This window comes from Streptomyces sp. NPDC051364, from assembly GCF_040682115.1.
Lineage (GTDB): Bacteria > Actinomycetota > Actinomycetes > Streptomycetales > Streptomycetaceae > Streptomyces.
Genome location: NZ_JBFBAH010000007.1, coordinates 243,632 through 263,049 on the forward strand (window position 1 = coordinate 243,632; position 19,418 = coordinate 263,049).

A 19,418-nucleotide genomic window follows, 5' to 3' on the forward strand; every position below is an offset into this window, starting at 1 on the left:
GCACACGAGAGGGCCACATGACCAGCCTCACCACCACGTCCCGGCCTTGTACCCGGGGGCCGCTGATCTCCGCAGAGGGGCTTAACGGTGTCGGCAAGACATACCTCACCAACCGGGCCGTCGAGACCCTCGACCAGCAGCCGCTCCTGCTCGACGAGTTCTCCCAGCGGGCGAATGGGCGTCTGGGGATCGGTGAAGCCCTCCTCCGGACCCTGCGCGACGCCGGAGGCGGGGACCCGTTCCTGCGCGGCGGTCTGCCCCTGACCGAAGCCCTGATCCTCATGGCCATCAAGCGCCACGACCTGGACACCGTCCTTCCCGACCTATCGGCCGGGCGTGCCGTCATCGAGGGGCGCAGCGTTGACAGCACGGCCGTGTGCCAGGCCCTGCAGTTGCATCCCGACGACCCGGACACCGCCCTGGAGACGGCCGGTGCCCTCCTGGACCTCGCCTCTTCCTACCGTCCGCTCCCGGACCTCACGATCCTCGTCACCGACGACGCCGGCCAGGCCGCAGCCCGCGCGCAGCGGCGTGATGACCGCGTCTTCACCAGCGAGCAGGCCGGGTTCATGCGCGACGCCTGCCTCCTCTTCGAACGCCTCGCCGCCACCGATCCGGACCGATACCGGATCCTGGACCGCCGCCATCTGGACGAGTACGAGGCCGCCGAGCAGATACGGGCATGGATCCTGGCCGCCGGCCACGGCCTGACCTGCATGACCGAACCCTGGCAGGGACCCGGTGCACCGTGCGTGTGCTGCGGCCAGCACCCCGAGCAGGAGCGGACATGAGCGACACCGTCCGGCTCCCGGCCTGCTCCGGCCCCACCCCCGGCGAGGTCTGCGTCCCCGCGATCCCGATCGGGTTCAGAGCCCTGATCCTCGACTACGACGGCACCCTCGCCGACACGGCCCCCGGCAACGAGCAGGCACTGCGCGCCGCCCTCCAGCCCTACGGCATCGACCTGGACGCCCACTGGTACGGACAGCACGTCGGGCTGTCCATCCACGACCTCCTGACCGCCCTCCCCGGCGGACAGGCACTGCCCCACACCGAGGTCATCCAGCGCAGCCGCGCCAACCTGCTGGCCTCCATGCACACCATCGAGCCCATCGCGTGCGTCCTCGCCCTACTCCGCAGCGCCCGCCGCGCCGGTCTGCCGTGCGCCATCGCATCTAACGCCAGCCGAATCCTCGTCGACCCCGGCCTCGACGCCCTGAGCCTGCGGGAGGAGTTCGCGGCCGTGGTGACACGGGAGGACGTCAGCCAGGGGAAGCCGCACCCCGCGCTGTTCACGGAGGCAGCCCGCCGACTGAGCACCTCGCCAGATAGCTGCCTCGCGGTGGACGACGCTCCCGAAGGCATTGCCTCCGCCCGGGCCGCCGGCATGCGCGTGATCACAGTGGTCGGCGGCCATCTGGCCCTCACCGACGACGTACCCCAGCCGAAGGGAAGTGTGTGATGCCCGTCCTGCACTCCACCAAGAACCTTGAAGTTCTCCAAGCCCCCACGGCCGCTAAGGAGGGGGTCGGCGTGTTCGAGTACACGGACCACTACACCGTCTTCCACTACGGCCGGATGCCGGACCAGATCCCCGGCAAGGGCGAAGCGACGTGCAAAATGGCCGTCTTCAACTTCCAGCTGCTGGAAGAGGCCGGGGTACGGACCCACTTCCGCCGGGCCCTCGGTACGAACCGGCTCGAGTTCACCCTCGCGCGCCTCCCCGATCCGGCTCCTGGGCCGCCCACTCCCGAGGCGGGCAGCTACCTGCTGCCCCTGCAGGTCCTCTTCCGCAACGAGCTCCCGCCGGGCAGCTCCGTCCACCGCCGACTCGCGGCCGGCACGCTGACCCTGGCGGAAATAGGCCTGCGAGCGATCCCCGCGGTCGGCGAGCAGCTGGAACAGCCGGTCATCGAGTACGCGACCACGCTCGAAGCCGTCAACCGGTTCACGACCCCTGCCGAGGCCCAGACCCTCTCCGGCCTCGGCGACAACGAGTTCCGGGCGATGCGCGAGATCACCGAGAAGGCCAACAACGTACTAACCGCGCAAGCACGCTCCGTGGGACTGAGCCACTGCGACGGCAAATTCGAGTTCCTGGTGGCTGGCGACGGAAAGCTCGTGCTCGCCGACAGCCCCGGGACTCCGGATGAGAGCCGGCTGATGTTCAACGGGGTGCACTGCGGCAAGCAGGCTCTGCGGGACTGGTACGTCTCCCAAGGGCACGAGATCCCGACCGGCAAGCTCATCGCCGAAGGCGTCCCCCGCGACCAGTGGCCCCGGCCCGTACCGCTTCCGCCCGCGTTCCTGCCGGTGATGTCGGACCTGTACCGGTCGCTAAGCGAGACCTGGACGGGACAGCACGGGCGCAGCGCCCCGGACCTGTCGGCGGCCACCCAGGCCGTCGCCGACACCATCAGCCGGTGACCACACTCCACAGCGGACGTGGCGCGGACGAGCCCCACGGCAGCCGCGCCCGAGAGCAGTCTGACGGGACCACGACGAGGACGGCGGAGACATGGGCGGCTTAACGCAGGACCCGGCGTTCGCCGCGACGACGTTCGTGGTTATCGACTTCGAGACGACCACACCCACCGGCTACCCCGCCCAGCCCATCGAGGTCGCCGCGCTCGCGCTGCGCTACCAGGAGGGTGCCTGGAAGGAGACCGGCCGCACCACCTCCCTGATCCGGCCGCCCGCCTTCGCCCCCGTGACCCCGGCGGACACAGCCCAGACCGGCCTGACCTCCGAGCAGCTCGCCGAGGCTCCCACCCCGGCGGAAGCCCTGGGAGCCCTGGACCGACGCCTCACTGCCGGCACCCCGTACCTGCTGGTGGCGCAGCACGCGGCCACTGAGGCCAATGTCATCCACCACCAGGCGGCCCACTGCCCGGCCCTGGCCCGCACCGACCTCCTCGACACGATCCCGCTGGCCAAGTACCTCGTCCCCGGCCTGCTCAACTACCGCCTCGACACCCTCCTCGCCCACTTCGCCATCCCCCAGCCGCCCGACCGCCACCGGGCACCCGCCGACGTGGACGTCACAGCGCAGCTCTTCCGCAAGCTCATCAGCGCGGCAGACCAGAGCGGTGATTTCAGCGACCTCGCGGCGCTGGTGAAGACCGCAGGGCGCACGGCCAGGGCCAACAAGCCGCTCCAAACCGGCCTCTTCGACGTCTAGCCGCCCGGCGAGCAACGCCCCCACCAGCCAATCCGAGAAAGGACAGCCTCGTTTCATGATCAAGGAACAGATACCCGCAGGGTCTGAGCCCTTGCAGGTGCCTTTCTGGTTCGACCCACTGTGCCCTTGGGCGTGGGTCACCTCCCGCTGGCTCGTGCACGTCGAGAAAGTCCGGCCCGTGAAGGCGGATTGGCGGATCATGTCGCTGGCCTACCTGAACCTCGAACAGCGCGGCGGCGAGGGCCTTAGCGAGGAGTACCGCACCCTGATGGAGAACGCGTGGGGGTCCGTACGCGTCTGCGCCGCCGCCTCCGAACACGCCGGCCCCGGCATCCTCGGCCCGCTGTACGCGGCGATCGGAACCCGACTGCACAACCAGCGGCGCCGCGAGGACCCGACCGTGATCGCCGAGGCGCTCGCCGAGACGGGCCTGCCCGCCTCCCTGGCCGGCGCTGCGACGAGCACGGAGTTCGACCAGCGCATCAAGGAGTCGCACCACGAGGCCTTCGACGAGGTCGGCCTCGACGTCGGAACCCCCGTGCTCCGCATCGGCGGGACGGCCCTGTTCGGCCCCGTACTCAGGCAGGCTCCCCGTGGGGATGCCGCCGGACAGTTGTGGGACGGCCTCGCCATGGTCGCGGCGACGGACGGCTTCTTCGAACTCAAGCGCAGCCGCAACGCCAAGCCGTCCTTCGACTGAGCACAGCAGCAACCCGACGAGCCTGAAGCGCACGTGGAACGTCGAAATCCCCCCGTGACTCCGGCACGAGCAAATCCAACTCCCCTGCCGCGCGCGGCATCCCGATTACGGAGACGAGGTCGACCCGTTGGAGTACGACGCCCTGACCGGCTGGGACGATGTCACCACCGCAGAGGCCTACGCCGCTTTCACCCACGCGTACCCGATGTACAGCGCCTCCAGCCGTGACCTAGCCGCGCGCGCCGCTCTCCCCCGCAGCCGTGTGGTCGTCGACCTGTGCGGCGGCACCGGTACCACGGCCGAGGCCATCCTCGCCCTGGCGCCAGCCGACGCCACAGTCATCTCCGTCGACAGCTCCGCCGCCATGCAGCGCATCGGCCGCCACCTCCTGACCGATCCCCGGCTGACGTGGGTCAACGCGCCCGCCGAGCACCTGGCCGACCACGTCCCGGCACACAGCGTCGATGCCGTCGTGTGCAACTCGGCGATATGGAAGACCGACGTCGCCGCCGTGGTCACCGCGGTGCGCCGAATCCTGCGGCCCGGTGGCCGGTTCGTCTTCAACATCGGCGGCGCCTTCGCCGGCGTAGCCCACCCCGACTCTCTGGTCCCACCAGCCGGCCCCTCCGTCACCTCCCTGATCCAGCAGATCGCCGCCCGGGACTACGGCATCACGCAGACCCCGCCCGCCGTCCCACCGAAGCTGCCGCTCCCGGCCGTCACTCGCCTCTTGGCCGACGCCGGGCTGACCGTCACCACCGCAGAGGTCACCGGCCAGCGCACCACCCTCGCCGAGAGGGCGGCCTGGCTGTCCATCCCGGTTTTCGCCTGCCCCGAGGGCCCCCTCCCCTACGAGCAGAAGATGGGGATCCTCGCGGAGGCAACTGCTCAAGCCCGACCTGACGACGTCACGGTGACGAGCTGGCTCGTCATCGTCGCCGAACTTCCGCAGGCGGCATTGTGACTCCGAACCGTTCTGCCACAGTGCTGTCCACCGTGCCGTACCTCCCGCGCACCGGTCGACAGCTGCCGGGACTACCAACGGCGGACGGGCTACATGGTCCCGGCCGGCGTGGCGGCGGCCCGCGCGATCCGGGCCCCGACCAGGCGCTCCGCCAGCTCCATCGGGTACCAAGCGGCCCCCGTCACCTCGGACTCCTGGATGCGTCCGACCTCGGCTGCGGCCGTCGCGAAGGCATACCCGATGTCCAGGTGGTAGTGGTCTGGCTCATCCTTCGCGGGCCTGGCCGGCACCTGGCCGAACTCGACATATGCGGGGTGCGCCGAGAGGGGGACGACCAGCTCGGGATCGATTCCGGTCTCCTCGGAGAGCTCCCGCAGGGCGGCTCCGAGCAGCGTGGTATCGGTCGGTTCGAGATGCCCACCTGGCTGCAAAGTGATCCCGTACGCGCGGTGTTCGATCAACAAGACCTCGCCGCCGTCCCGTACCAGCAGGGCTCCGGCAGTCACGTGCATCGGGAAGGTTCGGCGCGAGGCGAACCCGTGGCCTTCGGTCAGGAGGCGCAGCGGCTCGGCCAGCTGTCCGGCCTCCTGGGGGTAGCGCTCCAGGTAGGCGGTGAGCACGCCCGCGATATCGGAATCAGTGATCGCCACAGGTACTCACCCCCATGTCGCCGCAAAGGGGGATTACGCCGAGACCGGCCGCTCGAAGGCGGCCAACGGGCACGTGCACAGTCTGCTCCACAGGGGTCCGTGGGGTACGAGAAGCCTCGAACTCTACAAGCGCGCCCTGCCCGATCGGCCTCAACGCGCCCACGCCCTTGCGGCGCTTGAAACCCTCGGCGATTCGGCCAACCCCCTTTAGTGGCATTGGCGTTGCAGGGCGCGGGTCGGTGTAGCTCCCACGATCCGACAGGCGCTCCATTCCGGGATTTCATGGCCGACCGAAACACATGTGTTCGAAAAATCAGCGGCTGTCGTTGAGCTTCCGACAGCATCCGAACGGCGATCCAGGGGGACCCGATGACGACATCCGGACTGCACAGCAAACCGGCCGACACACCGCCCCCACCGCCGCCGGCGGAAATCACCTACAGCGGGCAGTACTCCGTCAATCCGCTCGCCGAGGTCTCCTTCCGGCAGATGTGCGCCACGCTCCCTTCCGTCCTGGCCCGGATCGGCCGCCTGTCGTGGCGGACCGACCGGCAGGCCGTCCGGCTCCTGATCGGGTGCCAGATCATCACGGGCGTATCCGCCGCGGTGCTGCTGGCCGCCACCGCCCGCGCCATGGGGCCCGTACTCGGCGCCGGAAGTGCCGCCGACCGTCTCCAAGGCGCTTTGCCCGCGCTGTTCGTGGTCGCGCTCGCCGCCACGATGAACCGGGTCGCGGGGGCCGTGGCCACCTACGCCGAGCGGCGGATCACTCCTCGGCTGACCTCGGAGACGGACAGCGCCCTGGTCGAGGCGGTCTGCCGAGTCGAGGCCGCCGCCTACGCAGGGGACGGCTTCTCCGACCGGCAGGAGGCGGCCGAGATGGGTGTGGTCCGCACCCACGTGATGGTCACCGACGCCCAGCGCTTCATGTCCTCGCTGATCCGCCTGGTCACCGCCGGCAGCGTCTTGTCCCTGCTGAACGTGATGATGCTGCCCCTGTTGCTCCTGGCCGTGTTGCCGGCCGGTATCGGCGCCGTGCTGACCGCCCGCGTCGACTACGAGATCCACTACTCCAACATCTCCGACAGGAACGTGCGGGGGATGATGCGTTGGTGGGCCACGGCATCCCAGTACGGGGACGAGGTCCGCGCCAACAGCATGACCGACTACCTCGTCTACTGGTACCGGGCCCTGTCCGACCGGTGCGACCGGCGGAACCTGGCCGCAGCTCCACGGACCCTGCGGATCTCCCTGCTCTCCGCGCTGGCCGGCGGGGTCTTCCTCCTCGCGACGTGGGGCGCGCTCGCCTGGCTCGCGGTGACCGGCCGGATCGAACCGGCCATCGCCGCCACGGCCGTCATCGCCGTCCAGACCGCGCTAGCCGCCCTCTCCCAGGTGATCATCAACGGCGCCGCGATCTTTCACACCAGCCTCTACCTCACCGACATGCAGGCTTTCCTCGACGAGGCCGCCGCCCGCTCTCCCCAGCGCGGACCGCGCGAGATCACCGGCCCGGTCGAGGAGATCCGGCTCGATGAGGTCGTCTACCAGTACCCGGGCAAGGACCGCCCCGCGGTGGACGGCGTCTCCCTCACCCTGGAGCGCGGGCAGATCCTCGCGATCGTCGGAGCGAACGGCTCGGGGAAGTCGACCCTGTTGCGACTGATCACGGGGATCTACCTGAGTGACAAGGGCAAGGTCACCTGGAACGGAAACGACCTCGCCGACACCGACCCGGGCACCGTCTGGGCCCGCACCGGCCTGGTCCCGCAGGACTTCGCCAAGTGGCCGCTGCGCGTCCGCGAGAACATCACCCTCGGCCAGCCCCGCACCCACGACGACGGACCCGTGTGGGAGGCCATCGACGCGGTCGGTCTGCGCGAAGCCATTGAAGAGCTCCCCGACGGCCTGGACAGCCTCCAGGCCCGCGACATCTGGGGAGGCGTCGAATTCTCCGGCGGACAGTGGCAGCGCGAGGCGTGCGCCCGGGCCCTGTACCGCAAGCCCGAGCTGCTGATCCTGGACGAGCCGACGTCCCAGATGGACCCGCGCGGTGAGCACCTGATCTTCGAGCAGATCAAAGCGATCGCCGCCGACCGAATCACGATCATGGTCACCCACCGCCTGGAGAACACCCGGATCGCGGACCACGTCGTCGTGATGGAAGACGGTCGGATTTCCGAGCAGGGCCGCTTTGACGATCTTGTCCACGGCGGTGGGATTTTCGCGGAGCTCCTCGCGCTCTCCCAGGACCGCTGACTACTTCGCCTGCCCCCGTGGCCCGCGCGCGAAGCGGCGGGCCGCACATCACCGAGGGAGGAAACCCGTGCCTGATTTCCACAACGCGGCCGAGGTGCGCGGCCGGCGTGCGCTCGCCTTGTTCATGGAGGGAAGCGCAGCGTGAAGCAGACGTCGAAGCCCCTGCCCGCGTTGCTGCTTCGCTGGGCGGAGGATCGGATCGGGGCCGTCGCGGCGGTACGTGACGCTTCGCACGACTGGGACCGCTCCCAGGTGTGGGAGCTGGTGGGCGTTGGCGGGGTCTCCTGGTACCTGAAGGTCTCGCCCAGCGAGAAGTTCTACATGCGGGAGAGCCGAGCGTACCGTCAGGTCGTTCCTGCCCTGGGGCACACCCGGGCACCGCAGCTCGTCGACAGCCAGGCCCAGGACTTGGTTCTGCTGCTCACCGCGGTCCCCGGAGTGCCGGCAAAGAACCTCGGCCTGGAGGCCGCCGAGTGGCGGGCGGTGCACCAGCAGGCGGGAGTGCTGTGTGCCCGGCTTCACGAGGCCGGGGAACTCAACCGTGCGGATCGGGTCGAGGCCGAAGCCTCCCTGGACGCCGCTGCAGACGGAGCGGAGAAGTACCTCGCTCGCGCCGGGGACCGGCTGACCGAGGACGAGCAGCAGCTGATCCGGGACCACGCTGCCCGGCTTCGCCGCGTCGGCCCCGTACCCGTCGGCTACATCCATGGCGACAACCAGCCCAGGAACTGGATGGTGTCCGAGGGTGTGCTCGCGCTCATCGACTTCGAGCGGGCCAGGCCGGCGGCCCGTGTGCAGGACTTCGTCATCCTCGCGGCCACCCAGTGGGCCGACCATCCGGACCGCGAGAAGGCGTTCTTGCGGGGGTACGGGCGGTCGTTCACCGACACCGAGCGTCAGGCCCTGCGCTGCCTGACCGCGCTGGACGCGGTCAACTGCCTGGCCTGGGGGCCGGACAACGGAGACGAGCTCGTCACGGCCCGGGGCCGGCGGACCCTGGACCGCCTCATGAGGGAGGACCGCCCGTGAGCGCCGTACACCGCAGCATCGGCAACGTCATGGTCTTGCTCCAGCGCCCTGGCGACGGCCGGGTCCTGACCGTGCGGCACCGGGAGACGTCGTGGCACTCCCCCGGGATGCTGACCGTGGTCGGGGGTCGCCTGGAGGAAGGCGAGTTCCTCGACGAGGGTGCGGCGCGGGAGCTCGCCGAGGAAGTCGGCATCCACCTGGCACCGGACCGGCTGCGGTTTTGCCAGCTGCCCCACTTCCACGCGGCGGACGGCGAGCGGGTGATCGGTGCGGTCTTCACCGTGCGGGAGTGGGAGGGCACCCCGTACAACCGCGAGCCGCAGACGCACAGCGAGTTGGTGTGGGTCGATCCTGCTGCGCCGCCGCCCGACTGCCATCCGTTCACACACGAGGTCCTGACCCGTTTCGTCACCGGCCAGCTCTACGCGAACGTGATCGCCCCGGAGATGCGCGGCGGTGAGGCCGGGTGACGACCTCCACCCAGCCGGCCAAGTTCCGGAAGCGCGTCTCCCCGGATCTGCGGCGTCTCGTCGGCAGCGAGTGCGCGAGCCTGTCGGGCTCAGCGGTCAGCACCGTCGCCCTCCCCACCCTGGCCGTGCTCGACCTCGATGCCTCCACCACCCAGATCGCGCTGCTCGCCTTCCTCGGCCAGCTCCCGAACGCCATCGTGGCGCTCCCGGCCGGCGCGTTCTCGGACCGGCACGCCAAGCGCCCCCTGATGATCGCCGCGGACCTCACCGCTGCCGCAGTCCTCGTGACCATTCCGGCCGCCGCCTTCGCCGGGGTGCTCGGCATCGGCCAGCTCTACGCGGTCGCCGTCGTCCTCGGCATCGCCAAGATCGTGCACAGTTCGGCGTCCATCAGCTACCTCCCTGTCCTCGTCGAGGCCGACCTGCTCCAGCACGCGAACTCGCGGCTGGGCGCAGCCTCGTCGGTGGCCGACAGCGCGGGCAGCAACATGGGCGCCGCACTGGTCGGCGCCGTCGGCGCCGCCCGCTCGATCCTCGCTGACGTCTTGTCCTACCTCGTCTCCGCATTCCTCGTGTGGCGCATCCGCACCCCCGAGCCGGCCGCCGCACCGGCCGAGGGCCGCGGCAGCCTCGCGCGGGACATCGGTGAGGGCCTGCGCTACGTGGCCGGGCAGCCCACCATCCGTACGGTGATCGCTGCCCTGTCCACGTTGAGCTTCGGCCTCGCGATCATGAACACGTACTGGGCGTACTACCTGCTGGCCGGCTTGCGCATGTCCCCGAGCGCGTTCGGCGTGATGATGGGGGTGGGCGGGGCCGGCAGCCTGGCCGGGGCGCTTCTCGCCCCGCGCATCGCCTCCCGTATCGGCATCGGACCGACGATCATCATCGGCTTCGCTGTCAGCCCGCTGGCCCAGATCCCCCTCCTGCTGGCCGGACCCGGCCTCGCCTGGCAGCTCGGCCTCGCAGCGGCGCTGGCCACCCAGTTGTTCTGGGCAACGGCCTCCGGGACGAGTCAGAGGTCCCTGAGACAGACCTTGTGCGAGCCACGCTTCCAGGGCCGCATGCAGGCCGCGAGCACCACGCTCACCGCCGGAGCCCGACCCGTCGCCGCCGCGGTCGCCGGCGCTCTGGTCCTCCTCCTGGGCGTACGCGGCGCCCTCGCCGTCGGCGCGGTCCTCCAGACCGTCCCCGTCGGCCTCCTGCTCCTCTCCCCCGTCCGCGCGCTGCGGGAGATGCCTTCCCTGCTCGCGCGGACCGCCGTACCGCCCGCTCGTGAAGGAGCATCGTGACGACGATCGTGAACGCCGACTACTGGGAGGCGCTGTGGTCCGGGGGCCGGCGGTACCGGCACCTGGACGGTACCGAAGCGCGCCTGATGGACGAGCGCCTCGGCGCCGGCCGCGGGCGCCCGGCCCTCGACATCGGCTGCGGCGACGGCTCCCTGACCCGCCACCTCCACCACGGGCTCGGATACCGCACCACCGGCATCGACGTCTCCCCCAGCGCCGTCGCGCTCGCCGCCTCCCATGACGCACGGCCCGGCTCGGGGCCGGCCTGGCAGTGCACCGATATCACCACCGGTGACCTCACGGCCCTGCCGGATCCCGCGTACGCGGTCATCACCTGCCGTCTGGTCTACCGGTGGATGGACGACAAGGGGGCCTTCCTCAGCCGCGTCCGCCACCTCCTCGCACCCGGAGGGATCTTCTGGGTGGTCACCGAGATCGCAGGCCGCCGCGAGGACACCGACCCCTTCCACCGCCTCGGGATCAGCCCCGCCGAGGCTGAACTTCTCACCTCCGGCTGGTCCAGCGTCCAGACCGCCGATCTCGACGTGCTCCGCTGCTTCGCCCTACGCCCCTGAACCCTGCCCCGCTTCCTGAAGGAGGACTTGTCGACCATGGAGAAGGACACCGTCGCAATCTGGAACACCTACGGGACACACCAACTGGCCCGCGGGATCGAGCTGCCCGAACTGGAGCAGTGGAACTGGGGAATCGAGGGCGCCGGGCCCGGCATTGAGGTCCTCGGCGAGGTATCGGGACTGCGGGTCCTCGACCTCGGCAGCGGTCTCGGACGGCATGCCGCCCGCCTGGCGGCCGCGGGCGCCGACGTCACCGCCGTGGACGCCTCCCCCGCACAGCACGAGCGTGCGCTGGCCCGGTACCCGCAGACTCCGGGCCTGCGCTTGGTGTGCGCGGACGCCGTGGACCACTTGCGGGACTCAGAGCCGTACGACCTGATCTACTCCGTCTGCTCGGTCCCGTACCTGGACCCGGCTCGGCTCCTGCCCGCCCTCACGAACGCTCTTCGGCCCGGCGGGCGTCTGCTCTTCTCCGCGCTGCACACGAACTCCGCCGGAGTCGGCCCCGCGACCCATGTGGCTGCGCGGCCCGAGATCTTGCGGCTGCCCGGCACCACCGAGGACCATCCCGTGAACATGTGGACGCTGACTCCGCAGCTGTGGGAGGACCTCCTCGGCGAGCGCGGCCTCGTCATGGAGTCGGTCACCGCGATCGACTCCCCGCAGCCGGATAGCACGGTCTCCTACCGGCTGTACTCGGCACGCCGCCCCGAGCGGGTACCGAGCCGCCCACGCAGCGGCGCTCCACCCGCGCCGACGGCCACGCTGGGGGTCGGCGTGATCGTCCACGGCCAGCAGGGCGTCCTGCTCGGGCTGCACCGCCGCGGAGCCTGGGAGCTCGCCGGCGGAACCGTGGAGCCAGGCGAAAGCCTGGCCGAGGCCGCTGTCCGTGAACTCTACGAGGAGGCCGGGATCGTGGCCGACCCCGATGCCGTGCAGGTGCTGGGCACACTCCTGGACCGGGTGGGCGACGTCGTCCGGATCACGGTCCCCGTCCTCGTCACCCGCTGGACCGGCACCCCCTACCAGCGTGAGGAAGCCCTGGGGTCCTGGAGGTTCTGGCCCGCCGACGCACTGCCCCAGACGCTCTTCGTGCCGAGCGCCCAGTGCCTGACGGCCTGGGCCCCCGCCCTCCCCCTCGACCACCCGCCCGCCCACTTCCAGCCCTACCAACGGCCCGGCCAGCCCTAGCCCGACCGCGCCACCGGAGCCCGCGTGGGCCTTGGGCCTTCGGGACCCGCAAAACCACCCTCACCACCTTGGGAGTGCCATGCCCTCGTACACGTTCCACGCCATTTCGCCGCGCATCCACCGTGCTTCGCCAGGCAGGCGGGTCGCCCGCCGAGCAGCCTTGGCCCTCCAGCCGGTGGAGCAGTCCCAGACGAAGGAGTCAGCATGATCGACGGCTGGACCACCGTCTCGTCGTCCGTCCAATACACGGGAGTCCGGGTGGTGGTGCGCCGGGACTCCGTCCGACGCACCGACCAGAGCATGGGGACGTACGAGTACACCGAGTCCGCCGACGGAGTTCGCGTCGTGGCCCTTGACGACCGCGGCCGGATCGCTCTGGTCGAGGAGAACGTCTACGTCTGCGGACAGCGGCTGCTGATGTGCCCCGGCGGCGGATGCCAGCCCGGCGAAGATCCCCTGGCGGCCGCACGCCGGGAACTCGCTGAGGAAGCCGGGATCCGCGCCTCCGAGGTCGAGCTACTGACGATGATGTGGCGGATGCCTGCCGGCGCGCGTACCCGCGAGCACCTGTACCTCGCCCGGGGCCTGAGCATCGGCGAGCACCACCGGGACCCGAGCGAGGCCGACATGGAGCTGCGCTGGGTCACCTCGGACGAAGCAGTGGCGATGTGCGGCGACGGCCGGATCACCGAAGCCGGCACCCTCGCGGCGATCTTGCTGACCGCGCAGCGCACCACCGCCGGGTCCGCTGCCCCGCCCGCCGCAGCCACCGACAAGGGCTCGGTACCAAGCCCGTAACCGCCAACCGCCCCGTCCCCGCACACCGACTCCTCTGTCTGGAGACACCCGTGACACAACCAAAGCCCTCCCTCCTCGCAGTCTTCGCACACCCCGACGACGAAGTGCTCCTCGCCGGCGGCGTCCTCGCACAGCACGCCGCCGCGGGCGCGGCGACCGCCGTGGTCACCACCACCTGGGCCGCCGACACGCACCGGGCCGCCGAACTCGCCGATGCCCTCGCGATCCTGGGTGCCGGGAAACCCCGGATGCTCGGCTACGCCGACGCCCGCGTTCCCGAGTCCGCGCCCGGCCGGACCCCCCTGTGCGACGCACCCCTCGATGAGGTGGTCGGGCGGATCGTCGGCCACATCCGTGAGCTGCGGCCGGACATCGTGATCACCCACGACCAGTACGGCCAGCTGACCGGCCACCCCGACCACCTGCACACCCACCGCGTCACCCAGCTCGCCGTTCACGCCGCCGGTCTCCCCCACCTCTACCCCGAGGCAGGCGAACCCTGGACGCCAGGCGCCCTGTACCTGGCGACGCACCCGCAGTCGGGCGTCGGCGACCTCGGCCCCCTTCTCGCGCGCGTCGGCAAGACGGTCCGGAGCATCCCCGACGACCAGGTCACCGCGAGCGTCGACGTGGGCCCCGTGGCGGCGACGAAGTGGGAGGCCATCCTCGCGCACCGGAGCCAAGTCGAAGGCCAGCGTGCCCTGCCCGCTCTTCTTTCCGGCGCCCCGGACGACGTCCGGCACCGGATCCTGGCCACCGAGTGGTACACCCGCCTGGACACCAGTCCCCTGGCCGGCCCCGTGCAGGGCTCCCTCACACCGCAACCGCCGTACCCGGCCGTGTGGGACACGATCGGCATGCTCGGCGAACTGTTCACCAGCCTGGACACCGAGCGCGGGATGACCCCGGAGCAGCAGTGGACGCTGCAGGTCCTCAAGCTCACGGAAGAGGTCGGCGAATCCGCGCAGGCGGTGGTCGGTGCCTGGGGGACGAACCCGCGAAAGGCGCAGGGTTCCTGGCTGCATGTCCAGGAGGAAGTCGCGGACACCGCGATCACCAGCATGGTCACGCTGTACCGGATGCTCGGCGCCCAGGCACCCGGGTTCCTCGCCGAGGTACTCGCCCAGAAGTCCGCAAGGTTCACGGAGCTGTGATGCGGATTCATGAGGCCAGAGCGGCTGTGGGGTGGATCGCAGTTCTGGACGCAGATCCACCGCAGCTCCGCTCGCGCCGCAGCCCCCGCGCGGTCCTGAACCCTTGCTACGGTCGTGCAGTTGCCGAGGAGGTTTGATGGCCGGTTCCGCACCTGCTGCCGTGGACTTGCGCCACCAGTCCGTTGAGGCGGTACTGATCCGGGTCGAGCAGGGCCTCAACGTCCGGCTGAACCGGGACACCGTGGTGCGTAAGCGACGTTCCGTCGGAGCCCGTACGGAGCGGAGAACCTGGGTACGTATCGAGCGCCGGGGCTTCGAGCGGATTGGCCAGCAGGGGTGGAACGGCACCGAAGCCGCCGCGGTGTTGCAAGGGGTCGTGATGCCCCAGTGGTACCAGGGCGTGACGTGGCGGGAGGCAGGCGAGCCGGCGATGTGGAGGGCCGATGAACTGGAGCTGGTCACCGCGCAGCCGCTCGGCAAGGGCGCCCTCGTACGGGAGGATCCGGGGCTGCCAGAATCCTGGTGGGCTGGGCTAAACGACTCGCTCGATGCCCTGTCCTCGCAGCCCACGTACCGGATCGCCACCCCGGACACGGAGCGGATCACGCAGGAGCTCGTCACCAGGAAGTTGGGCGAGGTGTTCCCCTCGGTCACGGACACCACCGTCGAGAAGTGGGTGCCCGCTCACGGGGATCTGACGTGGGCGAACGTGATGGGGCCGGCCTTCTGCCTCATCGACTGGGAGGACTGGGGAATGGCCCCCCGCGGGCTGGACGCAGCGACCCTTTGGGGGAACGCGCTGGCCGTCCCGGCCCTCGCCCACCGGGTTTACCGCGAGCGGCGGGCCGATATGGAGAGCCGGGACGGCAAGCTGATGGCGTTGTTCTTCCTGTCGAAGATCGTGGGCCCTCACGCGTACCAGGACGATCCCCTGCTGATGCCGGCACGCCGGGAAGCGGCACGAATCGTGAACGATCTGCAGCCCTGACGCTGCGGCTGCCTCAGATGCCGGAGGTACCGGTCGGCACTCTGTTCGTCCACGTTGAAATGCAGGGCCTCGGTCAGTTCTCGCAGATGAACTGGGTTGTCCGTGGTGACGGCTACGGCGTCCACCACGGGCACGCGGAAGGCGATACGGAACGCCGCCTGCGTTCGGGTATGCCCGTCGCGGGGGCCTTGCAGGAACGGGCGCGCGTCGAACATCTCCCACACGAGCCGCGCGGTACTTCCGCCGAAGGGGCTCATGCCCCAGGCAGTCGTCGGTTTCCACGACTTGCGAACCGCCTGGGTGGCGTCGAGGATTTCGACGCCGACGAGTAGGCCGGCCCGCACCATCAGGGTCTCTGGGCGGGGCAGCCCGCTGAGGTCGATGGCGGCCAGGGGGCGGGGGTCCCACGACGACACCCCCCAGGTCCGGCACAGCCCCTGTTCCGCTGCCGCCTCCAGGACGTCGCACGCTGCGGCCAGGCGATCGGCAAGGCGGCCCGGTGATCCGCCGGTCAGGCTCTGTTCCGGGTTGTGCAGGAACACCAGGTCCGGCTCCCGTCCAAGATCCTGTACGGCCAGCTCCACTCCCCTGCGCAGGCGTACCGGGTCGAGGGAGTGTCCGATGCCCGGGAAGTAGCCGACCTTGGTGGAGATCGAAAACTTCGGCAGCAAGTCGCCGGCGCACTGGGCGAGGGTCTGGTGCGAACGGTGTCCGTGGTACGGGGCGGCGGTGTCGAGGTCGTGCACTCCGAGGTCGAGTGCCGCGGTCAGGATGTCGCGGCGGTGACCAGACCGGTGTAGCCCGAGGACAAGGCGGGGGTCAGCTCCGTGCACAGTTCCTCCTTCACCAGGGTCTCGGCGAGCTGTGCGACGTCGACACCGGTCGCCGCAGCGGCATCGGCGATCCGGACGGGGTGGCCGCTGAGCAGCAGGCCGAGGGCGGGGTACGCCTTGGCCGCGAAGGTGATCTTCTTGCCTACGGCCAGGACGTCCACGGTGGTGTCGTTGCGCTGAATGACCGGTTCGAAGTCCGTCACACACACGACGTCTTCGGGCCGGCCGAACAGGCCGGTGGCGGGGAGGTGCCGGGCAGCGCGGCGCTCGCGTTCCCGGGCGCCGAGATACTCCTGCGGGCTCAGCTCTCCGGCCAACCGGGCCACGGACTGGGCCAGGGCGCGCTGCTGTTCCTGCCAGCGGTCGGGGGTTGCCCAGCGGTCGAGGTCGTGGCGGAAGAGTTCCTCTGCACGGGCCTGGTCTGCGAGCCATGCCAGCCAGTTCACTCCGGTGCGCTTCACGATGCCAAAAGTGGCGTGGAGGCTGTAGCCCTCGCCCTGGTCGCCGCGGGTGGCCTGGTGCCAGAAGCCGCGCGGGATGTGCATGACGTCGCCGGTCCGCAGGGTTCCCCGCCAGATGATCTCCTCGCTGGGCTCGGTGTTGGGAGCGGAGTCCCGGTACATGGGAGCCGGGCGAGAGGCGCCGCGTACGTCCCATGTCTTCTGTCCGGCAAGCTGGACGATGAGGGTGTCGTGATCGTCCCAGTGCAGGTCGAAGCCGCTGGCGTCATTGGTGGTGAGGTAGGCGTTGGCCTGGACGAGTTCGCGGGCCCACCACTGCAGGGCGCGGCAGGTGGCTTCCATAGTCGGGTCGAAGAAGTCGATCTCGTCCAGGACCATCGTGCAGCCCTCCCGCACCAGGGCGCCGACGCGGTGCATGTCCGCCATGGGGATCGCCTGGCCCCGGCGGGTAACGGCGGGCTCGATGTACCGGCCGGGGTGGAGCCCGGAGCCGCTCTGGAAGATGCGGAACTGGGGGGTGTTGACGCTGCGGCGCATGACGAGGTCGAGCAGGCGCTGCGGGTTGAGGAGGCGGTCGAGCAGGTCGAGGTCTTCGATGGTGCCGCGGGCGAACCCTGTGCCGAGCGGGGCCGCGCCGGTCCAGCCCAAGGCCTTCTCCAGCGCGGTGACGAAGCGGTGGTCCACGTCTTCCTCCGGTCCTGAGTCACGGGTGCGATGGCGGGGGCCCGCCGGTGATGACGGGCCCCGCTGGGCGACGGTGCGCCTGCGAGAGGTGTTACTCCTGCGGGAGGTTGAGGCCGTCGCGGTTCTCGCCGTCGTCACCCGTAGACGTTCCGGTGGAGTCGGATTCGGCAGCGGCGGCGGTGAAGCGATCCTGGATCTTGATGAGGCTCTCGACGCCGATGAGCAGCTCGTCCTGTGCCTGTGCCATTGCGTGTCTCCTTTTTCCCGTGGTTCCGAAGCCGGCGGTAGCCGGTTCGCGTCTGTCGGATGGAGAGCGCCTCCGCCCCGTGTGCCGAGGCGGAGGCGGATGTGGGGCTCCGAACAGCTGCCCCTCCCGGTACGGGTTCGTTCCGGGCTGACGAGTACAGCGCCAACAGGCCTCACTCGAACAGGTGTTGGGTGTTGTCCCGGTGTTGTCCCGGCGGGGTTGTCGATACCGTGGGACGCTTCGGCGAAGGGCGGGGAACGTGGACGTGCTGATCGGCCATCCGTTGGCCTACGCCCGGGAACTGCGTGGCTGGTCCCAGACCGACCTGGTCGCCCGAATGCGCAAGGCGGCCGCGAGCCGGCCGGAAGGTCTGCGGACCGGCGCCGATAAGACGGCGGTAAGCAGGTGGGAAAACTGGCGCAAGACACCCAGCGCCGAATCCCAGCTGCTCATCGCCGAGGCCTTCGGCGTGCCACTCGTGGATCTCGACATCTATCCGTGGCCGCACTGGCTTCCCGGCCGGGCGGACCCCTTACCCCTGGGCTCGGCTTTCACCGTCCGGGCCCTCCGAGAAGCACAGAGAGCATCCATGGAACGCCGCAACTTCATGGTCTTCAGCGCGGTGGCGCTGTCCGGGCTGTCCGCCCAGTGGGCAAGCCTCGAGCCGGACCGGCTTACGAGCTCCCTCGACGGACGCCCCGTGGACGCCGAGCTCGTGGACTGGCTGGAGACGACCGCAGCCGCGCTCACCTCGCTGCCGACCGAACGTCGCCAGCACACCGTCAAGCTGATGGACGCCCACCTCGACACGGTCACCGACCTACTCGAAGGCGGCCGCTACCCCCAGCACCTCGGACTCCGGCTACACGCTCTCGCCGCCCGCCTGGCCAGCACATGCGGCTGGTACCGCTTCGACCAGGGCAAACACCACGCCGCCGGCGTCTACTGGAACGCCGCACTCACCAACGCCCACGCCGCCGACGACCGCGATGCCGGCGCCGGGGTCCTGGCCGACTATGCGTACCAGTCGATCTGGGTCGGCCGCCCGCACGCCGCCGTGGACCCCCTCACCCATGCCCTCGCCCGCACGTCGCACCCGACCGCTCGTTCCCTCCTGCGCCTTCGCCGGGCCCGAGCCTACGCAGCCGCTGGCGCGCGCGCCGAGTGCTACCGGGACCTGACCGCGGCGGAGACGGCCATCACCACAGAGGCCAGCACCCCTCCGCCATCGTGGTGCTCGTGGATGAGCCCGGCTGACCTGTCCGTCGACGCGGGGCAGTGCCTCCTCGACCTCGGCAACGCCCCCGAAGCACGTGCCCGGATCGACGAAGGGCTGGCCCTGCTCCCCGTCAGCCGGGACAAGACCCGCGGGGTCTTCCTCCTCAGCCAGGGACGCTCCTTCCTCAAGTCCGGCGAGATCGAGCAGGCCGCCGCAGTCGCCACCCAGTCCCTCGACCTCGCGGAACGCATCGGCGCTGACCGGTGCGTGGGCCTCGTCCGCGACATGGCACCCGACTTCGCCCCGTACCGGCGCGAGGCCTCCGTTGGCGAGCTTCTCGAACGCCTCCGCAGTGCTTAATCGTGGCGGCAGGGAGATGGAAGACGTCGACAAATACAGCACCTAGAATCCGAGGCCTCGTCAGCACCAGCACCGCGGACCCCTCGTGGAGATCGGTGGCAAGGGTGGCTTCTGTAGACACACGCTGTGTTGCCTCACGTCATGTTGCGGCTGAGGGAGCGAAATGGCTTACGAGTGGCGGCTGCTCTGGGTCGGTCATGCTGGGCCGCGCGCCGCCGACCGGCCGGTAGTCGGGTGGGAAGACGTGCAGGCACGCGAGCGCACACTCGGGCTGCGCGAGCAGCAGCCGATCCTCGTCTCGCCGGAGGGCCGGATCGGCCCACGGCTCAGCGAGTGATTCCGGCGCTGGAGCTAGCAGGAGCA

General features: G+C 70.2%; 20 protein-coding genes and 1 pseudogene. 17 read left to right on the forward strand and 4 right to left on the reverse strand.

Annotated features, from left to right (window positions below):
• Window positions 1-17: 17 nt before the first annotated feature.
• The 6 genes from AB0M76_RS18180 (at window position 18) to AB0M76_RS18205 (ending at window position 4,845) form a co-directional block, all read left to right on the forward strand.
• Window positions 18-791 carry a thymidylate kinase gene (locus AB0M76_RS18180; protein ID WP_365953770.1) on the forward strand — a complete coding sequence of 258 codons (774 nt, stop codon included), beginning with the start codon at window positions 18-20 and terminating at the stop codon, window positions 789-791.
• Window positions 788-1,462, forward strand: a complete 675-nt coding sequence (locus AB0M76_RS18185) for an HAD family phosphatase (RefSeq protein WP_365953771.1) — start codon at window positions 788-790, stop codon at window positions 1,460-1,462. The genes AB0M76_RS18180 and AB0M76_RS18185 overlap by 4 nt, the downstream gene beginning before the upstream one ends.
• Before the next feature lie 71 nt (window positions 1,463-1,533).
• Window positions 1,534-2,427, forward strand: coding sequence for a phosphoribosylaminoimidazolesuccinocarboxamide synthase (locus AB0M76_RS18190; protein WP_365953772.1), 894 nt, complete (start codon window positions 1,534-1,536; stop codon window positions 2,425-2,427).
• 91 nt (window positions 2,428-2,518) lie between these two features.
• Entirely contained in the window at window positions 2,519-3,181 is a 663-nt protein-coding gene (locus AB0M76_RS18195) for a 3'-5' exonuclease (RefSeq protein ID WP_365953773.1), read from the forward strand.
• A 55-nt stretch (window positions 3,182-3,236) separates the two neighbouring features.
• Window positions 3,237-3,881, forward strand: a complete 645-nt coding sequence (locus AB0M76_RS18200) for a disulfide bond formation protein DsbA (RefSeq protein WP_365953774.1) — start codon at window positions 3,237-3,239, stop codon at window positions 3,879-3,881.
• Between the two features lie 127 nt (window positions 3,882-4,008).
• Window positions 4,009-4,845, forward strand: a complete 837-nt coding sequence (locus AB0M76_RS18205) for a class I SAM-dependent methyltransferase (protein WP_365953775.1) — start codon at window positions 4,009-4,011, stop codon at window positions 4,843-4,845.
• Between the two features lie 89 nt (window positions 4,846-4,934).
• Here AB0M76_RS18205 and AB0M76_RS18210 read toward each other — a convergent pair whose 3' ends face one another.
• Entirely contained in the window at window positions 4,935-5,495 is a 561-nt protein-coding gene (locus AB0M76_RS18210) for an NUDIX domain-containing protein (protein ID WP_365953776.1), read from the reverse strand.
• A gap of 369 nt (window positions 5,496-5,864) precedes the next feature.
• Between AB0M76_RS18210 and AB0M76_RS18215 the strand changes: the two genes are divergently transcribed.
• The 9 genes and pseudogenes from AB0M76_RS18215 (at window position 5,865) to AB0M76_RS18255 (ending at window position 15,251) form a co-directional block, all read left to right on the forward strand.
• Window positions 5,865-7,754 carry an ABC transporter ATP-binding protein gene (locus AB0M76_RS18215; protein WP_365953777.1) on the forward strand — a complete coding sequence of 630 codons (1,890 nt, stop codon included), beginning with the start codon at window positions 5,865-5,867 and terminating at the stop codon, window positions 7,752-7,754.
• A 141-nt stretch (window positions 7,755-7,895) separates the two neighbouring features.
• Window positions 7,896-8,783 (forward strand): aminoglycoside phosphotransferase family protein, encoded by an 888-nt coding sequence (locus AB0M76_RS18220; protein WP_365953778.1) that lies wholly within the window; start codon window positions 7,896-7,898, stop codon window positions 8,781-8,783.
• Window positions 8,780-9,253, forward strand: a complete 474-nt coding sequence (locus AB0M76_RS18225; RefSeq protein WP_365953779.1) for an NUDIX domain-containing protein — start codon at window positions 8,780-8,782, stop codon at window positions 9,251-9,253. Before AB0M76_RS18220 ends, AB0M76_RS18225 begins: the two co-directional genes overlap by 4 nt.
• Window positions 9,250-10,545 carry an MFS transporter gene (locus AB0M76_RS18230; protein ID WP_365953780.1) on the forward strand — a complete coding sequence of 432 codons (1,296 nt, stop codon included), beginning with the start codon at window positions 9,250-9,252 and terminating at the stop codon, window positions 10,543-10,545. Before AB0M76_RS18225 ends, AB0M76_RS18230 begins: the two co-directional genes overlap by 4 nt.
• Window positions 10,542-11,120 (forward strand): class I SAM-dependent methyltransferase, encoded by a 579-nt coding sequence (locus tag AB0M76_RS18235; protein WP_365953781.1) that lies wholly within the window; start codon window positions 10,542-10,544, stop codon window positions 11,118-11,120. Before AB0M76_RS18230 ends, AB0M76_RS18235 begins: the two co-directional genes overlap by 4 nt.
• A gap of 36 nt (window positions 11,121-11,156) precedes the next feature.
• Window positions 11,157-12,311: a bifunctional class I SAM-dependent methyltransferase/NUDIX hydrolase gene (locus AB0M76_RS18240; RefSeq protein ID WP_365953782.1), complete on the forward strand. Its 1,155-nt coding sequence runs from the start codon at window positions 11,157-11,159 to the stop codon at window positions 12,309-12,311.
• A gap of 204 nt (window positions 12,312-12,515) precedes the next feature.
• Window positions 12,516-13,109: an NUDIX hydrolase gene (locus AB0M76_RS18245; RefSeq protein WP_365953783.1), complete on the forward strand. Its 594-nt coding sequence runs from the start codon at window positions 12,516-12,518 to the stop codon at window positions 13,107-13,109.
• A 50-nt stretch (window positions 13,110-13,159) separates the two neighbouring features.
• Window positions 13,160-13,885, forward strand: a pseudogene (locus tag AB0M76_RS18250) (PIG-L family deacetylase); the annotation flags it as partial.
• A gap of 514 nt (window positions 13,886-14,399) precedes the next feature.
• Window positions 14,400-15,251, forward strand: a complete 852-nt coding sequence (locus tag AB0M76_RS18255; RefSeq protein ID WP_365953784.1) for a hypothetical protein — start codon at window positions 14,400-14,402, stop codon at window positions 15,249-15,251.
• On the opposite strand, the gene AB0M76_RS18260 is transcribed toward AB0M76_RS18255, so the two are convergent.
• The 3 genes from AB0M76_RS18260 to AB0M76_RS18270 all read right to left on the reverse strand — a co-directional run bounded on the left by AB0M76_RS18260 (window position 15,173) and on the right by AB0M76_RS18270 (window position 17,476).
• Complete coding sequence (locus AB0M76_RS18260; RefSeq protein WP_365953785.1) at window positions 15,173-16,084, reverse strand: aldo/keto reductase; 912 nt, start codon at window positions 16,082-16,084, stop codon at window positions 15,173-15,175. The genes AB0M76_RS18255 and AB0M76_RS18260 overlap by 79 nt on opposite strands.
• Window positions 16,018-17,229 (reverse strand): cupin domain-containing protein, encoded by a 1,212-nt coding sequence (locus AB0M76_RS18265; protein WP_365953786.1) that lies wholly within the window; start codon window positions 17,227-17,229, stop codon window positions 16,018-16,020. Before AB0M76_RS18265 ends, AB0M76_RS18260 begins: the two co-directional genes overlap by 67 nt.
• 91 nt (window positions 17,230-17,320) lie before the next feature.
• The gene (locus AB0M76_RS18270) at window positions 17,321-17,476 is read right to left on the reverse strand and encodes a hypothetical protein (RefSeq protein WP_365953787.1); all 156 of its coding nucleotides are present in this window, start codon (window positions 17,474-17,476) and stop codon (window positions 17,321-17,323) included.
• A 259-nt stretch (window positions 17,477-17,735) separates the two neighbouring features.
• On the opposite strand from AB0M76_RS18270, the gene AB0M76_RS18275 reads away from it, so the two are divergent.
• A complete protein-coding gene (locus AB0M76_RS18275; RefSeq protein WP_365953788.1) occupies window positions 17,736-19,055 on the forward strand; it encodes a helix-turn-helix transcriptional regulator in 1,320 nt (439 codons plus the stop codon).
• 163 nt (window positions 19,056-19,218) lie between these two features.
• On the forward strand, window positions 19,219-19,392 hold the full coding sequence (locus AB0M76_RS18280; RefSeq protein WP_365953789.1) for a hypothetical protein: 174 nt from the start codon (window positions 19,219-19,221) through the stop codon (window positions 19,390-19,392).
• Window positions 19,393-19,418: the final 26 nt, after the last annotated feature.